Source organism: Saccharophagus degradans 2-40, from assembly GCF_000013665.1.
GTDB classification, from domain to species: Bacteria; Pseudomonadota; Gammaproteobacteria; order Pseudomonadales; family Cellvibrionaceae; genus Saccharophagus; species Saccharophagus degradans.
Map to the genome: position 1 here is coordinate 4,268,048 of NC_007912.1, position 17,932 is coordinate 4,285,979.

The 17,932-nt window shown below is 48.9% G+C and carries 18 protein-coding genes; 6 read left to right on the top strand and 12 right to left on the bottom strand.

What is annotated here, in order from left to right:
• Positions 1–38: 38 nt before the first annotated feature.
• The 9 genes from rodA to SDE_RS17515 all read right to left on the bottom strand — a co-directional run bounded on the left by rodA (position 39) and on the right by SDE_RS17515 (position 9,366).
• Positions 39–1,184 carry a rod shape-determining protein RodA gene (gene rodA / locus SDE_RS17475; protein WP_011469811.1) on the bottom strand — a complete coding sequence of 382 codons (1,146 nt, stop codon included), beginning with the start codon at positions 1,182–1,184 and terminating at the stop codon, positions 39–41.
• Entirely contained in the window at positions 1,185–3,044 is a 1,860-nt protein-coding gene (gene mrdA / locus SDE_RS17480) for a penicillin-binding protein 2 (protein ID WP_011469812.1), read from the bottom strand. It abuts the gene before it with no gap.
• Positions 3,045–3,059: 15 nt separating this feature from the next.
• On the bottom strand, positions 3,060–3,527 hold the full coding sequence (rlmH, locus tag SDE_RS17485; protein ID WP_011469813.1) for a 23S rRNA (pseudouridine(1915)-N(3))-methyltransferase RlmH: 468 nt from the start codon (positions 3,525–3,527) through the stop codon (positions 3,060–3,062).
• Between the two features lie 42 nt (positions 3,528–3,569).
• Positions 3,570–3,914, bottom strand: coding sequence for a ribosome silencing factor (gene rsfS / locus SDE_RS17490; RefSeq protein WP_011469814.1), 345 nt, complete (start codon positions 3,912–3,914; stop codon positions 3,570–3,572).
• Between the two features lie 29 nt (positions 3,915–3,943).
• Positions 3,944–4,606 carry a nicotinate-nucleotide adenylyltransferase gene (nadD, locus tag SDE_RS17495; protein ID WP_011469815.1) on the bottom strand — a complete coding sequence of 221 codons (663 nt, stop codon included), beginning with the start codon at positions 4,604–4,606 and terminating at the stop codon, positions 3,944–3,946.
• A gap of 24 nt (positions 4,607–4,630) precedes the next feature.
• Complete coding sequence (locus SDE_RS17500) at positions 4,631–5,899, bottom strand: glutamate-5-semialdehyde dehydrogenase (RefSeq protein WP_041324857.1); 1,269 nt, start codon at positions 5,897–5,899, stop codon at positions 4,631–4,633.
• Between the two features lie 101 nt (positions 5,900–6,000).
• The gene (locus SDE_RS17505) at positions 6,001–7,005 is read right to left on the bottom strand and encodes an alpha-L-glutamate ligase-like protein (protein WP_011469817.1); all 1,005 of its coding nucleotides are present in this window, start codon (positions 7,003–7,005) and stop codon (positions 6,001–6,003) included.
• Between the two features lies 1 nt (position 7,006).
• Positions 7,007–8,560, bottom strand: a complete 1,554-nt coding sequence (locus SDE_RS17510; RefSeq protein ID WP_011469818.1) for an inactive transglutaminase family protein — start codon at positions 8,558–8,560, stop codon at positions 7,007–7,009.
• 8 nt (positions 8,561–8,568) lie between these two features.
• Positions 8,569–9,366: an ATP-dependent zinc protease family protein gene (locus tag SDE_RS17515; RefSeq protein WP_143710919.1), complete on the bottom strand. Its 798-nt coding sequence runs from the start codon at positions 9,364–9,366 to the stop codon at positions 8,569–8,571.
• A gap of 157 nt (positions 9,367–9,523) precedes the next feature.
• On the opposite strand from SDE_RS17515, the gene SDE_RS17520 reads away from it, so the two are divergent.
• Entirely contained in the window at positions 9,524–10,189 is a 666-nt protein-coding gene (locus SDE_RS17520) for an HAD family hydrolase (RefSeq protein WP_011469820.1), read from the top strand.
• Positions 10,190–10,209: 20 nt separating this feature from the next.
• On the opposite strand, the gene SDE_RS21570 is transcribed toward SDE_RS17520, so the two are convergent.
• Positions 10,210–11,106, bottom strand: a complete 897-nt coding sequence (locus SDE_RS21570) for a CPBP family intramembrane glutamic endopeptidase (RefSeq protein ID WP_011469821.1) — start codon at positions 11,104–11,106, stop codon at positions 10,210–10,212.
• Positions 11,107–11,209: 103 nt separating this feature from the next.
• On the opposite strand from SDE_RS21570, the gene SDE_RS17530 reads away from it, so the two are divergent.
• The 5 genes from SDE_RS17530 (at position 11,210) to SDE_RS17550 (ending at position 14,808) form a co-directional block, all read left to right on the top strand.
• The gene (locus SDE_RS17530) at positions 11,210–11,767 is read left to right on the top strand and encodes a glycine zipper 2TM domain-containing protein (RefSeq protein ID WP_011469822.1); all 558 of its coding nucleotides are present in this window, start codon (positions 11,210–11,212) and stop codon (positions 11,765–11,767) included.
• 130 nt (positions 11,768–11,897) lie between these two features.
• Positions 11,898–12,260, top strand: coding sequence for a PepSY domain-containing protein (locus SDE_RS23140; protein WP_226986447.1), 363 nt, complete (start codon positions 11,898–11,900; stop codon positions 12,258–12,260).
• A gap of 23 nt (positions 12,261–12,283) precedes the next feature.
• On the top strand, positions 12,284–12,961 hold the full coding sequence (locus SDE_RS17540) for a response regulator transcription factor (RefSeq protein ID WP_011469824.1): 678 nt from the start codon (positions 12,284–12,286) through the stop codon (positions 12,959–12,961).
• 84 nt (positions 12,962–13,045) lie between these two features.
• Positions 13,046–14,416 carry an ATP-binding protein gene (locus SDE_RS17545; protein WP_011469825.1) on the top strand — a complete coding sequence of 457 codons (1,371 nt, stop codon included), beginning with the start codon at positions 13,046–13,048 and terminating at the stop codon, positions 14,414–14,416.
• Positions 14,417–14,430: 14 nt separating this feature from the next.
• Complete coding sequence (locus SDE_RS17550) at positions 14,431–14,808, top strand: VanZ family protein (RefSeq protein ID WP_011469826.1); 378 nt, start codon at positions 14,431–14,433, stop codon at positions 14,806–14,808.
• Positions 14,809–14,872: 64 nt separating this feature from the next.
• On the opposite strand, the gene SDE_RS17555 is transcribed toward SDE_RS17550, so the two are convergent.
• Both SDE_RS17555 and SDE_RS17560 read right to left on the bottom strand, forming a co-directional pair.
• Entirely contained in the window at positions 14,873–15,262 is a 390-nt protein-coding gene (locus SDE_RS17555) for a GFA family protein (protein WP_011469827.1), read from the bottom strand.
• Positions 15,259–17,877, bottom strand: coding sequence for an efflux RND transporter permease subunit (locus tag SDE_RS17560; RefSeq protein WP_011469828.1), 2,619 nt, complete (start codon positions 17,875–17,877; stop codon positions 15,259–15,261). Before SDE_RS17560 ends, SDE_RS17555 begins: the two co-directional genes overlap by 4 nt.
• Between the last annotated feature and the right edge of the window lie 55 nt (positions 17,878–17,932).

A 17,932-nucleotide genomic window follows, 5' to 3' on the forward strand; every position in this document is an offset into this window, starting at 1 on the left:
TGGGTCGCGCGAATACGTCGCGGGGCATAACTAATATGTTAACTGGGTTTACGCTTTTCGGTGGCTATTGCCATTAGCAGTCCGAAACCTGCCATAAGAGTAACAATGGATGTACCACCATAACTCACAAGGGGCAATGGTACGCCCACAACCGGCAACATACCCGATACCATTCCGATGTTAACAAATACGTAGACAAAAAAAGTTAACGTAATACTCCCCGCCAATAAACGGCTAAACATATTTTGTGAACTAGCCGCAATAAATAAGCCGCGCGCTATCAACAGCAAATATATGCTTAATAAAAATAAAACGCCAAGTAAACCGAACTCTTCGGCTAACACAGCGATAATAAAATCGGTGTGGCTTTCGGGTAAAAAGTCTAACTGCGACTGAGTGCCGTGCAGCCAGCCTTTACCATCAACACCACCAGAACCTATAGCAATTTTTGCTTGAATAGAATTCCAACCGGCCCCGAGCTTATCGGCCTCTGGGTTAAACAGCGTAAGTACTCGCTGCTTTTGGTAATCCTTCATTACATAGGTCCACATTGGCCACGCACTGGCTACAATCAAAAACACACAGCCAATAATGTAACGCCACTGCAAGCCGGCCAAAAATAAAACAATTAACCCAGAAGCAGCAATTAATATTGAGGTGCCTAAATCGGGCTGTTTTAAAATAAGTACAAAAGGCACAGATATAATACCCAAGCACACTAAAATATGTAAAAACTTGGGCGGCAAAACCTTAGAGCTAAAAAACGCAGCCACTGCTATTGGCACGCCCAGCTTTAAAACTTCTGAGGGTTGAAACCGAATAAAGCCCAAGCTCAACCAGCGCTGCGCCCCTTTGGCACCTACACCAAAAAAGAACACCAGCACTAACAGCCCCACACCCGCCACATATAACCACGGCGCCCAGCGCCGCAACATTTGCAAGTCTAGTTGCGCCACAACAAACATTACTGAGTAGGCTACGCCAAACACTATTAACTGACGCTTAACAATATGCTCGCTTTGACCGCCACCGCTGTACAGCACTAATAAGCCAAAGCAGCACAGCACTAGTAAAATAATAAGCAGTAGCGGGTCTACGTGAATGCGCTGCCACAGCCCCGTAGGGCGGCCAAAGTGGTGGGCTGAATCAGGGATACGACGAACGAAATCCTGCTTTTGACTCATTTATTCGCCCTCCATTGGAAGTAAATACGCATTCATCACCTCCTTAACGATGGCGGCGGGAATACCCGACGATTCGCCGTTTTCTACAATTGCTGCAACCGCAATTTTGGGGTTATCTGCTGGCGCGAAACCGACAAATAATGCGTGATCGCGATTGCGCGCCGAGATCTTATCGCTCTCGTATTCGGCATCTTGCGCAATACCTACTTTTTGCGCGGTACCGGTTTTACCGGCTATGCGATAACTGAGGTTGCGGCTAATAGCGCGCGCGGTGCCGTGATTGCGATCATGCACCACCCCCTCCATTGCTTCGAGTACATAATCCCAGTTGGCAGAATCTGCTTCTAATACACCGAGTATTTCTTTTTCGGTAGGCGTATCGCCAATTTGCTTCACTAAACGCGGCTTAATTAATGTGCCTCGCGTTGCCAGCGTTGCAGTCATAACAGCAAGCTGCAGCGGTGTTGCCAATACATCGCCTTGGCCAATACTCATGTTCAAACTGTCGCCAGGGTACCAAGAAACACCGCGATACCCCTTCTTCCAAGCGCGCGAAGGCCAGTTACCCGGCCGCTCACTGGGAATATCTAAGCCTGTGCGACTGCCCAAGCCAAAATTCAAACCAAAGGCGTGCATTTTATCTACGCCCATACGAAACGATAGGTCGTAGAAATAAATATCACAGGATTCAACAATCGCCTCGCGTAGGTCCACGCGCGAGCCGTGGCCGCCCTTTTTCCACTCGCGATAAAAACGCTCGTCGTTTTCTAACTGATAAAAACCGGGGTCGAAGATAGTTGTGCGGAAGTTTACGATTTTACTTTCTAAACCTCCCAGGCCCAGCATGGGCTTTACCGTGGAACCAGGCGGGTACTGGCCTTGAATTGCGCGGTTGAACAGGGGTAAATCTTTCGACTGATTCAGCGCGTTGTAATCTTTATAGCTAATACCGGTAACAAATAAATTGGGGTCGTAGCTAGGCGTGCTTACTAACGCCAGTATGCCGCCTGTTTCTATGTCTATGGCCACCACTGCACCGCGCTGATCGCCAAGCTGCTCCAGCGCGGTTTGTTGCACTTTGCTATCCAAAAACAATTGCAAGTCTTTGCCCGGCTCTGGGTCGGTGCGATCCAACACTTTAAGCACGCGGCCCAGTGCATTGGTTTCGATATTCTCGGAGCCTACACGGCCCAACAATTCCATTTCGTACTGCCGCTCTAGCCCCGTTTTACCTATGCTGTGAGTGCCGGTGTACAGCTCGTATTCTTCTTGGGTAAATCGGCTAAGTTCACGCTCGTTAATGCGGCCCACATAACCAACCGCGTGCACAAACACTTCACCTTTGGGGTATTGGCGCACCAATTGCGCTTGAATCTCCACCCCGTTTAATTGGTATTCGTTTACCGCAATGCGCGCTATTTCTTCTTCGGTGAGGTTGTAGCGCAGTGGTGTGGGCTCGTAGGGGCGACGGCGCTGCTTGAGCAGTTTGTAAAACGATTCGCGATCGCTGTCGGAAATAGGCACCAAGGCATCGATTTGCGCTAGGGTTTCTTCCAGGTTTTTAATGCGCTCTTTTACCAGCGATAAGGTAAAACTAGGAGAGTTAAGGGCAAGAATTTCGCCGTTGCGATCGAGAATTAAACCGCGATTGGGCGGTACTGGGCGAACTTGAATGCGGTTTAAATCGGAGCGGGTGGCGTAATCTTGATACTGCACAACCTGCAGGCTGTAAAAGCGCGCAATAAGCACCCCAAATAAAACCAGCACGAAAAAAAGCGCCACAAATACGCGGCCGCCAAATACCCTAGCCTCGTTGTGGTGATCTTTAAATCGGTGCAGGTCTTTAGCTGCCCAGCTCATTTATGCCAACGCTTATTATTTGTGATAAGGGTGATTTTGCAAAATGGTCCAAGCGCGATACAACTGCTCTATTAACAGTACCCGCACCAATGGGTGGGGTAAGGTTAAAGCAGATAGCGACCACTTTTCGTCAGCTTGCGCCAAACAGCGTGAATCTAAACCATCTGGGCCGCCAATTAAAATATTTACGTTGCGGCCATCCATTTGCCAATCGGCTAATTTTTGCGATAACACTTCGGTACTAAACGATTTACCCAGCACATCTAACGCGATGGTGCGCGTGTTAGAGCCAATGTGCTTGAGCATATTGTCGCCCTCGCTGGCGATAGCATTTTGAGTGTTGGTGCTTTTGGATCGCACCGCCAGAGGCAGCTCAACCAGCTCTGGCGTCAACTCTTTAGGTAAGCGCTTAGCGTATTCTTGGTAGCCATCCTGCACCCAAGCGGGCATACGAGTACCCACGGCTATTAAACTTATTTTCATAAAAGCGCCAACCTAAACGATCGAACAAACGAGTAATTAATACTAAGGGGTTTGGCGACCCGCAGGTGCGGTTGACCAAAGTTTTTCAAGCTCATAAAAATCGCGCGTTTGTTGCAACATAATATGCACAACGGTATCGCCGTAATCGACTAGCACCCACTCGCCACCGTCTAGCCCTTCGACACCAATTGGCTGGTGTCCGTTCGCTTTGGTATCAACAACTACGTTATTAGCAAGCGATTTTACGTGGCGGTTGGATGTACCCGTCACAATGATCAATGTATCCATCACATTACTCAAACTGGTTACATCCAGTACGGTAATGTCTTGGCCTTTTAAGTCTTCCAGCGCATCGTTTATTAATTTGGCAAGCTGCGTGTTTTGCATGTAATGAATTAACCTATTTATGACGTATTTTAATGAGTGTAGAGCTTATGCGCGCGAATGTAAGTTTCTACGCACGCGGGTACCATATATTGAATGGACTTTTGAGCACCAAGGCGCTGACGAACATCGCTAGAGCTAAGCTCAATTCGCGGTGTGTGCAACAAAGCAACGCCACCATTGGCCTGCTGGGTAAGCTGCTTGGCGCTAACTCGGTGCTGCTGCAACCAGTTTCTAACCGCTGGCGGCAAGCTATTAATATCGTCGCTCTGCGCGAATGGTCGCTCAACAACGGCAAGGTTGGCAAATGTTAGCAGTGACTGCCAACGGTGCCAGCGCGAAAGATTATGCAGGGAGTCCCACCCTATTAACCAAATAATACTCGCGCTTGCGCCCCAAAGTTCGCGTTTGGCGGCAAGGGTATCAACCGTAAATATAGACTCACCCGCATCGAGTTCGCAGGTATCTATACACAGGTGATTATTTTCTTGAACAACGTGCTGCAACATCGCCAAGCGGTGCTCAGCAGCTATTGTAGGGGCTGTTTTATGAGGCGGTACATAACAGGGTAACAAAGTTACGCTATCCACCCCTAGGGCCTCGCGGGCCGCCATTGCAGACACAAGGTGGCCATTGTGCACGGGGTTAAATGTACCGCCAAAAAGTAATTGCGGTGTAGCGTGTGCTTTACCCAAGCCACATTCCTCGACTAAATGTCATTAGTTGCGAATGTGACCGTCGCCAAACACAATCCATTTTTGCGAGGTTAAACCCTCTAAGCCCACAGGGCCGCGCGCGTGTATTTTATCGGTAGAAATACCAATTTCTGCGCCCAACCCGTATTCAAAGCCATCGGCAAAACGAGTGGATGCATTAATCATTACCGAGCTGGAATCCACTTCGGTTAAGAATTTGCGCGCAAGGGTATAGTTTTCACTAACCAGTGCATCGGTGTGATGAGAACCGTGGTTATTAATATGCTCAATAGCCTCATCCATATTTGCCACAAGCTTAATAGACAAAATGGGAGCGAGGTATTCGGTATCCCAGTCTTCTTCAAGCGCTGCAACAACAGGAATATCACTGGCGGTTAACAGGGCCACGGTTTTTTCACAACCCCGTAACTCCACACCGCGTGCCGCGAATTCTTTTGCCGCCCGAGGTAAAAAGTCTGCGGCTATAGCTTCGTCTACCAGCATGGTTTCCATTGCGTTGCACACACCGTAACGGTGGGTTTTACTGTTAATTACAATATTAAACGCTTTGTCTAAATTTGCGGTTTTATCCACATACACGTGGCAAATGCCATCTAAGTGCTTAATAACACTTACGCGCGCATCGGCAGATATGCGTTCGATAAGACTCTTGCCGCCGCGTGGCACCACCACATCTACATACTTGGTCATAGTGATTAACTCACCCACTGCCGCGCGGTCTGTGGTTTCTACCACTTGCACGGCTGTTTCGGGTAAGCCCGCGGCCTTAAGGCCCGCGGCTATGCATACGGCCACAGCTTTATTGGAGTGGATCGCCTCACTGCCGCCGCGCAATATTGCAGCGTTGCCAGATTTCAAACATAGGCTGGCGGCATCTACGGTTACGTTAGGACGCGATTCGTAAATAATGCCCACCACACCAAGCGGCGTGCGCTTTTTGCCTAGCTGAATACCAGAGGGACGGTATTTTAAATCGGTGATTTCACCGCAGGGGTCTGGCAGCGCGGCAACCTGATTCAGGCCTTCAATCATGCCGTCGATGCGCTCGGGCGTTAACTCAAGGCGATCCAGTAGCGCGGCATCTAGGCCATTTGCGCGACCGGCTTCCATATCACGCGCATTTTCAGCGGCAATGGTATCGCGGGCGCTGTTAATCGCATCGGCAATAGCCAATAGCGCAGCATTTTTCTTGCCGGTATCGGCAGAAGCCATTTGACGGGAAGCGGCGCGAGCCTGCTTGCCCAACGTAAGCATATAATCTTGTACAGTCATGGGATCGAAACTAAGTCGTTTTGCATAAAGATCGCGCATTATACCTTATCAACCCGCCGCTGGCGTGCCTTAAGGTAATTTGTTTGCACGCATTTGAAGCGCTAAAGCAGAGGTTTAGCCGAAAAATGCTTACCTGCGAATTCCACTCGCCGTTTTATACTCATTCGCTCTGGCCGAGAAAGCCCCTCTACAGCCTTTAGGCGCGGCACTAAACCCGCGCTATTTGCTATCTGAATGGAGAGGCCCGGTCGAGCATTCAGCTCCAAAAGCACTGGGCCCATATTGGCGTCGATAACTAAATCCACCCCCAAATAGCCTAACCCTGTCATATCGGCACACTCGCAGGCCAGCTCTAAAAGTTGATGCCAGTGGGGAATATTTAATTGCATTAAATCTTGTTCGGTATCGGGGTGGTACTTTACCGGTTTGTCGCGCTGCACTGCGTTTACAGCGTTGCCGGTGGCCATATCGATACCCACACCTACAGCGCCTTGGTGCAAATTGGCCTTGCCGTGGGACGCCGCGCACGACAAGCGCATCATGGCCATAACCGGTACACCGCGAAATACAATCACGCGAATATCGGGCACACCCTCGTAGCTGTAATTTTTAAATTCTGGCTCTACCACAATTAGCGATTCCATCATCGCCACATCGGTTGCCCCACCCAGCGAGAACAACCCCGCCAAAATATTGGATACGTGACGCTCTATGTCGCTCATAGAAATAGGCTGACCATTGGAGCGGAAAAACTGATCGCCCTCACGCCGCGCAATAATAAGTATACCTTTACCGCCCGAACCTTTAGCCGGCTTGATACAAAAACTATCTAAGCCCCCTACTAGTTCGCTCAACATGCTTACATCGTGCTGGTTATCTACCACCCCAAGCAAGGTGGGTACATTCACCCCGTTTTCTATGGCGAGCTTTTTCGTTTGTAGCTTGTCATCTACAAGCGGGAATAAGTAGCGGGCGTTGTTGGGGCTTATGTATTGGGCATTGCGTCTATTCATGCCCAATATACCTTTGCGGTGCAATTGCACCGCGGCCATATTCCGCACAAACGGAATGCCATCTATTAATTTGTTGGCCAGCTTCGCAAGCATATTAGGCGTCGCTCGATGGCGTGTTATCGCGCGCTAGTAATGGCTTAAAGCGGCGCAACTCAAATAAGCGATAGCCGGTGTAGCTACCTAGTATTAGTACCAACGCCATAAAGATTAACTGCAGCCCAATAAAGTTAAAGGTGATATGACGCACCACGTCATTCACCATCAAGCCGTAGGCTAACAGAGCTACAAACAGCGAACCACCGCCCTGCACCAGTACTTGTTTGGGGCCTTCCTCTTCCCACAAAATCGACATGCGTTCGATGGTCCAGCTAAGAATAATCATGGGGAAGAAGGTGATTTTTAAGCCTTCGCTCAAGCCAATCATAAAGGCCAGCACAGAGAAAGACGCAATAATAATAATGACCGAAATAATTACCGCAGAAATACGGGCAACCAACAGCAAGTTAAGCTTAGAAAGATAGCTACGAATAATTAAACCAATCGACAACACCAACAAAAAACCCACCAAACCAACCACCAAGCTAGTTTGTATAAACGCAATGGCGATTAGCACAGGCATAAAGGTACCAGAGGTTTTTAAGCCGATAAAAATCCGCATAAACACCACCAGCAATACCCCCACAGGAATAAGCAGGATACTCTTAAACAGGGTTTGCTCTTCAAGCGGCAAGCTGTGGATAGAAAAATCGAGGAATGCCGGCGTTACACTTTGCTCGCGCTGCAGCAACTGGGTGATGGGCACCTCTTGCTCGAGAATAGAGAAATGTACGCTCGAGCCGCGGCCGCCAATTAAGTCGAGCAGCGCACCGGACTGGTATTCCCACATTATTTGGTTATCGCGCCGACCCTGCCTGCCGGTGCGCGGATCAAAAAGTTGGTACTCTTGTTTATCGAACACCTGTAGGTAAGTATTAAGGGTTTGATTGCGGCGGCCGTCTTCTAAATCGAGCACATACACTTCGCGTGCAGGCACCCCAGCTTGGGCCAATAGCTCTACTAACCAGCGGCTGCGCGATTGCTTTTGCAGTAAAAACTGTGCGGATTGCGGCTGAATTTTAAACTCTTGGATAAGCTCGCGCGCCAGTGTGTAGGCATCCGCCGAGCGCGAACGCGCCTGCTGTAATATGTTTTGCGCCGCGGTGCGGTGTGGGCCATCACCCAGTGTATGGGTAGCCAAAGGGGGGGGCACTACCAAGTGCTCATCGCCATTTAACCCAGTGAATTTCTTTTCGAGCATATCCACGCGGTAGTAAAGGGTTTGCTTGCCCGTAGCTCGGCGTATAGACCACTCTGCCCGTCTGCCGCTGGGCGTATCTACAAACGCCAACCCGTAACCTGGGCTGGCAGTGTGCTCGCCAAGCACTTCAAAACCTGGCTGCTTTTGCGGTACTGCAAGCGAGAGTTTTACAGGGTCACCAACAGCAGTAAATTCCACTTTGGCCTCTACCGACCAAATGCGCTTTTTTTCACCTGGCAGCCAAGGCACATCAAACGCAACGTGGCGGTGCCATGTAAGTCCAACACCAGCGGCAACCAAAACTAAAATCAACAAATAGAACGGGGTACGACTGCGCTTAGCGGCAACCATGTTATTAACTACTCCTGCTCGGTCGAGCTAGCGGATTGGAAACGGGGCTGGGTAAATTTGCGAGCGACATCTACCACCACTATATCGCGCAAAAACGAGCGCCCGAGAGTAATGGGGTAAAGCATTTTCTCGCGGTTAGTCAGGGTGAACTCTGTTTCTTCAACAAGATCGCCCATGCGAATAACCAGTTTAACGACCGCTCGGCGCTCTAGCTCATCGGAGCCCACCTGCCGAATTTTGGTAAAGCGCACCAAGCGCGTCTCGTATTTAGTATTACTTTCATCTTGCGGCAGCGTAAAACTAACCCAGCGCTCGCCGTTGCGCTCAAAGGGCTGGACGTTATCTGCACTAAATGTAGACGAGCTAGACCCTGTGTCGATGCGCGCCTTAAAATGTTTGCTGAGTAAATCTACCCACACCCACTCATTGCGCCCCAATACCAGTTTATCGGCACTAGCCACGCCATTTAGCGATTCGCCTTCTGCATCGGATTCCTGTTGCTCACCCACAGGCAAGTCAGCCAACACCTCACTGGGCAGTGGCACACCAGCCGCTTGGTAAACCGTTATTTCATGCAATGAATCCAGCTGCTCACTCACGCCGGTTAGCATGAGCGACAATTGCTGCTGACTCTCACCTAATCGCTTCAGCTGCTGTTGTTGTTGCTCGATTGTTTCTTGCTGCTTGAGTATTAATTCAGACTGCGCACCTAATTCCTGCTGCACCACGCGATTGTGCTCGCCAGTTTGCAGCGCACAAGCAGATAAACACACGATCAACCCAATGAAACCTATAACTTTAAGCACCAACCTACTCTCTTTTATTTATTGTCGCGTAACAACCTTTACTAGAACGGTTGCGCGGGGACGCCATCATAACAAAGCTTGCGCGCTTGCCCATGAAATTTTAACCCGTGTGCTATAGTACTGCGCTTATTTTTACCCACACCGGAAAAGGCCCACCATGATTAAAGGCATAATATTCGACCACGATGGCACGCTGGTTAAATCTGAGCACGAGCACTACAAAATTTGGCGCAGTATTGTGCAGGAATACGGGCACGATTTATCGGAAGAAGTCTACATTGCCAGCTACTCGGGGGTTCCAACGGTACAAAACGCCGAGCTTTTAATCAATTCCTTCGGTTTACCCCTTACGGTAGAAGCGCTGTGCGAGCGTAAAAAACAAGATATGGCGGCATTTTTGGCCACCGGCTCGTTCGAAACCATGCCTTATGCCAAGGAAATTTTAGCCCGCTGCCAAGCGCTAGGGCTCAAGCAGGCTATAGCATCTGGTGCCAAGCGAGCAGAAATCGATCACTCCCGCGCCGCGCACAACTACGACGCTTACTGCGAAGCTTTTGTCACCTACGAGGATGTAGCCCAAAGTAAACCCGCACCCGATGCCTATATACTCGCAGCCCGCCTGCTTGGGTTAGAAATAAACGAATGCATAGCGGTGGAAGATAGCTTCAGCGGCGTTACCTCTGCCAAGGCGGCCAATATGTACTGCATCGCTATTCCCAATGCTTATTCAGCCAAACAAGATTTAAGTGCAGCAGATATTCAACTGCCTTCACTTGAAGCTGCATGCGAACATATCGAAACACTAGTGACAAAAAGCGCCTAATGGCGCTTTCTCAAGCAGGACTATGGATAGACAAATACCATCATAGTTATGCCGTTATAAAACAAGTGGCAAAGAATGGATAACTCGATACGGCGAGTAGCCGCATAAACATAGCCAAACACCAAGCCAGATAAAAACACCAATGGCATTTCGGGGATGGGGATTGCGGGGTTGTAATGGGTTATGGTGTATATCACAGCGGTTATCACTGCGGCCAAATAAATGGTTTCGTTGCCCTTTCCGCCAATATAGCCCTCTAACCTACGCTGAATAAGCACCCGAAAGAATGCCTCTTCGGCAATACACACAAAAAATAAGTTGGCCAACCAATACCAAGCCACATACTGGTTAAACTTGAAATCTTCACTTAACCACTGCATCACACCAATGGCGTATACCGCCGTCAATAAAATTGGGGCATAACGCGCATACCAAAGCGCTGTTTTAAGCTCCTTCCAGCTGCGAATGGGCGTCACCAATACACCAAACAGAAGCAAACCCACTATAGCCTGATTGAAGTGCAACTTTAAGCTTGAGCCAAAAACGCTGTGCCCCAAAATAACATCGGCAAAGACTACCGCCTCACCAAAGCCAGGCAATGTATTGCATAGCAACTGGTAACTAATCACCAGCAACAATAAAAAAGCGCCCTCTTTTATCCAGCGTTTACGCGGCCCCTCATAGGGCACAAACCGGTAAAGCACCGCTGTCATGGCCAAAATAATAAGCCAACCAAGCCCCTGCCAACTTATACCACCGCGCTCTGGCCCAAATGCCAGCGCAGCTAATGAGCATATTGCGCCCAATACTGCCCATGCAGGCACGCGCATGCGTACCACGCCTAGCTGTAAGCGGCTGTAACACAGGCCAATTGCAACAATTACTCCCCAATAGGGGAGAAAATGAATATTGAACACCTACTTTTCTCTTTTGTTGTTGTAGTTCAGTTTGGATTCAGTCTGCCCAGCGTAGCATAACCCCATAGTCTGAAAAACGCGTCTAACGCAACAGGAGCCAAACATGAAAAAGTCATCCATAACCAAAGTATTTATGAGTGTTACCGCAATGGCTACCGCCTGCGTATTTTCGTCCTCCACCTTAGCGGAGCGAAACCAGCATGTCGACTTCGCCAAGGTAATTTCTTCTACCCCAATTTATGAAACCGTAGAGCGAAGCGTGCCAGAAGAGCACTGCTGGGTAGAAACCGTTCGCGAAGAGCACCGCGGAGGTAAATCGTCGGCTACGCCCACACTCGTTGGCGGTATCGTAGGGGGGGTAATTGGCAACGCCGTAGGTAAAGGTGGCGATAATAAAAAGATAGGCGCCGTAGTAGGGTCTATTCTAGGTATGTCGGTTGCTAACGACATTAGCAAACGCAACGGCCGCGGCCACCATACCGAAGTAAACTACCGCGATGTTGAGCGCTGCGAAGTGCGCTATCACACCCGTACAGAACGCCAATTACAAGGGTATGATGTGGTTTACAAGTACCACGGCAAACGCTACACCACCTTTATGCAGCGCGAACCAGGCGACCGCTTAGAGGTTGCGGTAAGTATCACTCCGCGCAATTATTAATCCGCTGGCAGGCTTACCCTCTATTCTAGCCATCGGCACACTGTTTTAACCAAACGCCAATGCGCGCTTCATCAATATGGCGCGCTGGCGTAGAATAGGGCTCAAACTTTTGCTGTATAAGCCTACTACTATGCCAAATACACTATTTGTTCACACATCGGTTCGCCCCTTTAGCCGCCTGCGGGCGCAGCTTTTTGCCGTAATTGCCACAACGGCATTAACTGTATGCTCAGGCCAAGCGTTTGCAGCCATAGAAGCCCCGCGTTACCAGCTTACCCTACAACCAGAAGCCATACAGATGTTGTTGCGCCAAAAAAGCGGGGGCATTACCCAAGCCCAAGCAGCGCAAATTGCCAAAAAACAATACGGCGGCAAAGTATTAAGCGTAACCAAAAAAGGCGGCGACAGGCCAGTGTACAAGGTGAAACTATTGCTCGATGACGGCCGCGTTAAGGTTGTTAGCGTAGATGCAAATTCCGGTGCGGCGCGCTAAGCACGCCCCCAAGGAGCAACACAATGAAATTACTAGTTATTGAAGACGAGCAGGCCATTCGCCAGCAGCTCGAAGATTTTTTTAAATCGCAAAAGTTTGTTATAGAAAGCGCCGAAGACGGCGAGGAAGGACTTTACCTTGGCAGCGAGTACGATTACGACCTTGCCATAGTAGATATAGGCCTGCCAAAACTTGATGGTATAGAAGTAGTAAAAACACTGCGCGCCCGCGGACGCAACTTTCCTATTCTTATTTTAACCGCTCGCGGCCACTGGCAAGATAAAGTCGACGGCTTAGAAGCCGGTGCCGATGACTACCTAGTAAAACCTTTTCACACAGAAGAATTGCGCGCGCGCGCCAACGCGCTTATTCGTCGCTCGGCCGGCAAGGCTGCCCCCGAAATGGTGTTTGGCCCCATTAACATCAACACCGCCAACAAAAGCGTTAGCCTTAATGGCGCCGCGGTAGAGCTCACAAGCTTCGAATACAACACGCTAGAATATTTAGCCTTAAATGCGGGCAAGCCAATATCTAAAACCGTACTTACCGAGCACCTATACCACCAAGATTTCGAACGCGACAGCAATGTGATAGAAGTGTTTATTGGCAGGCTGCGTAAAAAACTAGACCCCGACGGGGACCTAAAACCCATCAAAACTGTCCGAGGCTTAGGTTATCGCTTTGCCCCCGAAGCTGTTTAACATTTAGTACAGACAATACAGGCGCGTCTACGCAACGCGCCGCAGCTCTTTCAACCGAAAGCACCAGTAAAAGGATACCCGCACTTGCTACGGTTATTTAATCGCAACTCACTTGCTGCGCGCTTACTTATTGCATCGCTATGCATTTTGCCTATCTTGCTTGTTATTATTGCGCTAGCACTCGACAAAGCGTTTCGCTCAAGCCTCGTAAATGCCGAACAAGAAGCCCTGCAAGCACACTTTTACTCGCTGCTTGGCGCGGCAGAGCCAGACAACAAAGGCCTGCAATTACCCGAAGTACTCGACCAGCCCAAATTCAACCTGCACGAATCTGGGCTTTACGCTTGGGTTATCGATGAGCAGGAACACCTTGTTTGGCAATCGGAATCAGCAAGGCTTACCCTCGCCCTTAAACCAGAAAGCTTCGCCCATCCGCTGGCGCAGGGTGAGCCGCAGTTTATTCAAACCGAGCTTAGTGGCAGCCAATATTTTGTTTATAACTATCGCATCGTGTGGGAGTTTGAAGACGGTGATCACGCTTTCGATTTTTACCTCGCACACACCGCCTCGGCCATGGAAAAAGAGCTTAAACACTACCGCCGCACCCTGTGGATTTGGCTCACGCTGCTCACCTTTATCACGCTCTTTTCACAGTGGCTTATAGTGCGCTGGGGCTTGCGCCCCTTAGCTGGTCTCGCCCGCGAACTAAGCGATTTTCAAGAGGGCAAAGCCGCTAAAATTACCGGACAATACCCTAAAGAAATTGCCCCTGTTATTAACAGCTTAAACCTTGTGTTAGATAGCGAAAAAGCACAACGCACCAAGTATAAAAACACCCTTGGCGATTTGGCCCACAGCCTAAAAACGCCGCTGGCCATTGTGCGATCTATTCTCGAAAGCCAAAGTGCATTGGGCGAAAGCCAGTCAAAACAAACCATTGATGAGCAGGTTAATCGCATGTCCGAAATAATCGGCCATCAATTGCGCCGCGCCACCAATGTTAGCACCAATGTAAATCAGCGTCTCACCAACTTACACAGCATTAGCGCACGTTTAGGCGGTGCATTAGAAAAAGTGTATCGCGATAAAAACATTACCTTTACCAACAGCGTTAGCGAAGACGATTGCTCGCTTATTGAAGAGCAAGATGCCATGGAGCTTATTGGTAACATTCTGGAAAATGCATTTAAGTACGGCCACCAACAGGTAATGATTAGCAGCGAAAAAGACGGCAACAATATAACCCTGTATATTTCCGACGATGGCCCAGGCGTAAGCGCAGACAAACGCAGCGCAATACTTACCCGCGGCGCGCGCGCAGATACCGCCACCGCAGGCCAAGGCATTGGCCTTGCCATAAGCATAGATATACTAAGCAGCTATGGCGGCAGCCTAGAAATAGATGACAGCACCCTAGGTGGTGCCCGCTTTGAAATAAGCCTTCCCTCTCACTAACCGTATTGCCTTAAATGCCACTTACACCGTTTTTATTTCACCCAGTAGTTATTTTTATACGCCGCGGCCAGCTGGCGTTCGCGGTAGCCATCTACCTTTATGCGGCACTCGCCAGCGGGCCAAATGTGCCCGCGAGCTACCCAGATTGGGCAATGCACTTTATTGGCAATGTACTTTTATTTGGTTCAGTGTGGGTGGCAACACTTAAGCGCTTTTCGATTAAAACTCAGCTGCTTGTAACCCTACCGTTTTCGGTAGTTATTGAACTTTCGCAGGTGTTTTCGCAGGGGCGGCAGGTAGACCCGAAAGATATGCTGGTCAATTTTATTGGGCTTATTTGTGCCGCATTAATCTGTAGAGCAATAGAAAAATACGGCTTAAGCAGGTATTAGCTAGGCTTATGCTCGTCGCTTATGTTCATGACTTAGATTCATGACCTAGCTTCATGGCTTAGTTTCATACCCCAGCTTCGTCACTTAAGTGAGCTAGCTCTGCGGCGTTATCTTCCCAGTGCACACCGTCGAACGGGGTAATATTTAACGATGCGGGCGGGTTATCCAAACAACGTACATTTATGTCTATGCCATCAGGGTTTGAACGCGGAGTGTAAAACGGCTTAACGCCACAGTGTTTGCAAAAAGTGTGTTTCGCAACGCCGGTGTTAAAGGTGTAAGTGGTAATAGCCTGCTTGCCCTGCAGTAACTTAAACCGGCTTAACGGTAAAATAAGGTGTAAAAAACCGGTTTTATTGCAAATGGAACAATTGCAACTTACCACCTCTAAGGCGTCGGGCGCCTCTATTTCGAAACGCACTTCACCGCAGTGACAACCGCCTACATATTTCATTGCGGTTGAACCTTGCCAAAGGGCTTAAACAAAATAATAAGCTTGGGCAATAGCAACAAAGCCCCCATCAACGCCGCAAACATAGCCACGCCGGTAAGCAAACCAAAGTAAATGGTGGGTATAAACTTCGACAACACCATAATGGAGAAACCAAAAATAATGATCACCGAGGTGTAGTACATAGCCCGACCAATAGAAGCATGCGCGCGGTGCATGGCAGCAATGTAGTCGCCATCTACAACTATTTCTTTCTTAAACCGATGAATATAGTGAATCGTATCATCCACCCCTATTCCCACCGTGATAGACGCAATGGTGATTGTCATCATATCCAATGGCAAACCGCCTAGCCCCATAATACCCAGCACCGAAATCGCGGCCAAACTGTTGGGCAAAATAGCAATAAAGGCAATTTTGAAAGAGCGGAACAACAGAATAAACATCACCAAAATAGCTAGAAACACTGCACCTAACGTAATAATTTGCGAGCTAAACAAACTTTGCTGCATGTTGTTGTACAACACTAACAAGCCAGTAAAACGCACGTTTTTACTTTCGAAGGTATCGTCTTGCTCTATATGCGCTTTGATGCGATCGACCAGCTCTTTGCGTTTTAACCCCGGGTATAAATCTTTTACCCGCAGAGTAATACGCGCTTGCTCTTCTTCTGCCACTAAATACGGAGATAACAAAACTTGCTTAACATCTTGCGGTAAGGATTTTTCCATTAACGCCAATTCAAAGTCATTTAAGCCACCGTTAATATCCACCCCTACGCGGTAAAGGGTTGCCAGTGAACGCACAACACCAATTTCAGGTTGTTGTTCTAAATAGGTATGCAGCGCATCAATTTTCTTTAGGCCGGCTTTGGTCATCCAAAAACTTTGGCCCGCGTCGCCGTGTTCCGAGAAGGGGTCGGCATCGGCAAAGGGGTCTTGCTCGGCAAGAGGCTCTGGCGTTTCGAAAGGGTCGGACTCGTCGAAATGATCAGCCTCGGCAAATGGGTCGTCTTCATCCACAAGCCCAAATTCACCGCGCGCCAGCGCTAAATCGCTTTTATCTGCAGTAACAATAATTTCGAGCGTGGTTGTACCACCTAACTCGTTATCGATAACCGACAAGCCTTGGTAAATTTCAGTTGTATCTTTGAAGTAATCAATAAAGCGGTTTTCTACTTCTAAGCGCGAAATACCCCAAATACTTAAGCCTGCCACCACAAGGCTACCCAATAAAATACCGCTACCAAAACGCTCGATTACTTTAGATAAGTAAACGGTTAACGGCTGATGGAAACCACCTAAGGCGCCTTTATAGGGTTTGCATGCCTCTTTTGGTCGTTTGCGGGTTTCGATTAGCGGGTCGTCGTCCCCCAAGGCCATCAACCCTGCCGGCAATAAAACAAAAGCCAGCACCAAGGCCACCATTAGCCCAATGGTCATCATCCAACCAAAATCGATAACGGGGCGTATGCCACTTACCACCAGTGAAGCAAAAGCTACAACGGTGGTAAGTGCGGTGTATAAACAGGGCTTGGCCATAAAACGCAATGTTTCTTGAATGCGCTCTTTTTGCGACCAGTAGGGGTGCTCGGTACCGTTTTCGCGGTAGCGCACCACCAAGTGAATGGTAATGGACAGCGAAATAATAAGTAGCAAAGCCACAAAGTTGGAGGAGATAACCGTTAACCGCCAATCTAGCCAGCTAATAAAACCTAGCATCATCACCACAGCGGTAATGGAAACGGCCATTGGCAACACCACCAAACGCCACGAGCGGAAGATGAGGGCCAAGGTTACAATCATAAACAGCAACACTGCCGTGCCAAACACCACCAAATCGCTGCGAATAAAACTAATCATATCGGCGGTAATCATGGTGATACCGCCAACAAATATTTGCGCCTCGTTGCGGTACTTATCTACAACACTGCGCACTTCCGCCACACGGTTGTGAGCGCGGGCTTCTGCGGTGGTGCGATATTTGCGAAAAGCTTCCGAGAGCTGATCCAAACGCGCTTGGTCTTGCTCGGTAAAACCAGGCAAATGGCTTTGGGTACGTAGCTTATCGCGCTGGCGCACCAACTCGATATATTTGTAGTCTACCGTCAGGTTTAACTGCAGCGCCGTGGTTTGGCCATCTTCACTGAGTATAAGCTCTTTATAAATGGGGCTAGATAAAAACTCCTGCTTGGCGAGGGATTTATCTAAGCCTGGTGTTTCAAGCGTAAGCGTCTCGGTAACGGTTTCGCTTAAACTGCGTTTTGGACTGTAAAGCAAAGGCACATTCAGAATACTGTCGATACTGGCAACGCCATCTATCGCGGCCAGTTCATCTTGCATTTTGCGCAATATAGCTAGAGATTCGTCGGCAAATAAATCTTTGTTGGGCTTAAAAGTAACTACCAAAAAATCGCCGGAGTCGAAGCGCTTGGAAATCTGCCGGTAGTAGTCTAAATCGGTATCGGCCTCAAGGGTGAGCGACTCAGATGATGCATCTAATTTAAAATTTGGCAGCCCAGCCGCTAGCCCAAGGGTGACTAAACCAACGAGTAAGAGGGTAACCTTGGGAAATCGCGTTACGAAGTTAAGGTAACGTTCGAACCAAAAACTGATCATGAGGGAGGAGCTAATCCTTAATGTTTATATCGCACCAGCCAAACCTGCTGAAGCG

Bases quoted from the DNA above. Each gene is read 5' to 3' on its own strand.
- SDE_RS17510 (WP_011469818.1), bottom strand. From the start codon at position 8,560: ATGGTTGCCGCTAAGCGCAGTCGTACCCCGTTCTATTTGTTGATTTTA.
- rsfS (WP_011469814.1), bottom strand. From the start codon at position 3,914: ATGCAAAACACGCAGCTTGCCAAATTAATAAACGATGCGCTGGAAGAC.
- mrdA (WP_011469812.1), bottom strand. From the start codon at position 3,044: ATGAGCTGGGCAGCTAAAGACCTGCACCGATTTAAAGATCACCACAAC.
- SDE_RS17540 (WP_011469824.1), top strand. From the start codon at position 12,284: ATGAAATTACTAGTTATTGAAGACGAGCAGGCCATTCGCCAGCAGCTC.
- SDE_RS17520 (WP_011469820.1), top strand. From the start codon at position 9,524: ATGATTAAAGGCATAATATTCGACCACGATGGCACGCTGGTTAAATCT.
- SDE_RS17550 (WP_011469826.1), top strand. From the start codon at position 14,431: ATGCCACTTACACCGTTTTTATTTCACCCAGTAGTTATTTTTATACGC.
- SDE_RS17505 (WP_011469817.1), bottom strand. From the start codon at position 7,005: ATGCTTGCGAAGCTGGCCAACAAATTAATAGATGGCATTCCGTTTGTG.
- SDE_RS17560 (WP_011469828.1), bottom strand. From the start codon at position 17,877: ATGATCAGTTTTTGGTTCGAACGTTACCTTAACTTCGTAACGCGATTT.
- SDE_RS17530 (WP_011469822.1), top strand. From the start codon at position 11,210: ATGAAAAAGTCATCCATAACCAAAGTATTTATGAGTGTTACCGCAATG.
- SDE_RS23140 (WP_226986447.1), top strand. From the start codon at position 11,898: ATGCCAAATACACTATTTGTTCACACATCGGTTCGCCCCTTTAGCCGC.
- rlmH (WP_011469813.1), bottom strand. From the start codon at position 3,527: ATGAAAATAAGTTTAATAGCCGTGGGTACTCGTATGCCCGCTTGGGTG.
- SDE_RS17500 (WP_041324857.1), bottom strand. From the start codon at position 5,899: ATGACTGTACAAGATTATATGCTTACGTTGGGCAAGCAGGCTCGCGCC.
- rodA (WP_011469811.1), bottom strand. From the start codon at position 1,184: ATGAGTCAAAAGCAGGATTTCGTTCGTCGTATCCCTGATTCAGCCCAC.
- SDE_RS17555 (WP_011469827.1), bottom strand. From the start codon at position 15,262: ATGAAATATGTAGGCGGTTGTCACTGCGGTGAAGTGCGTTTCGAAATA.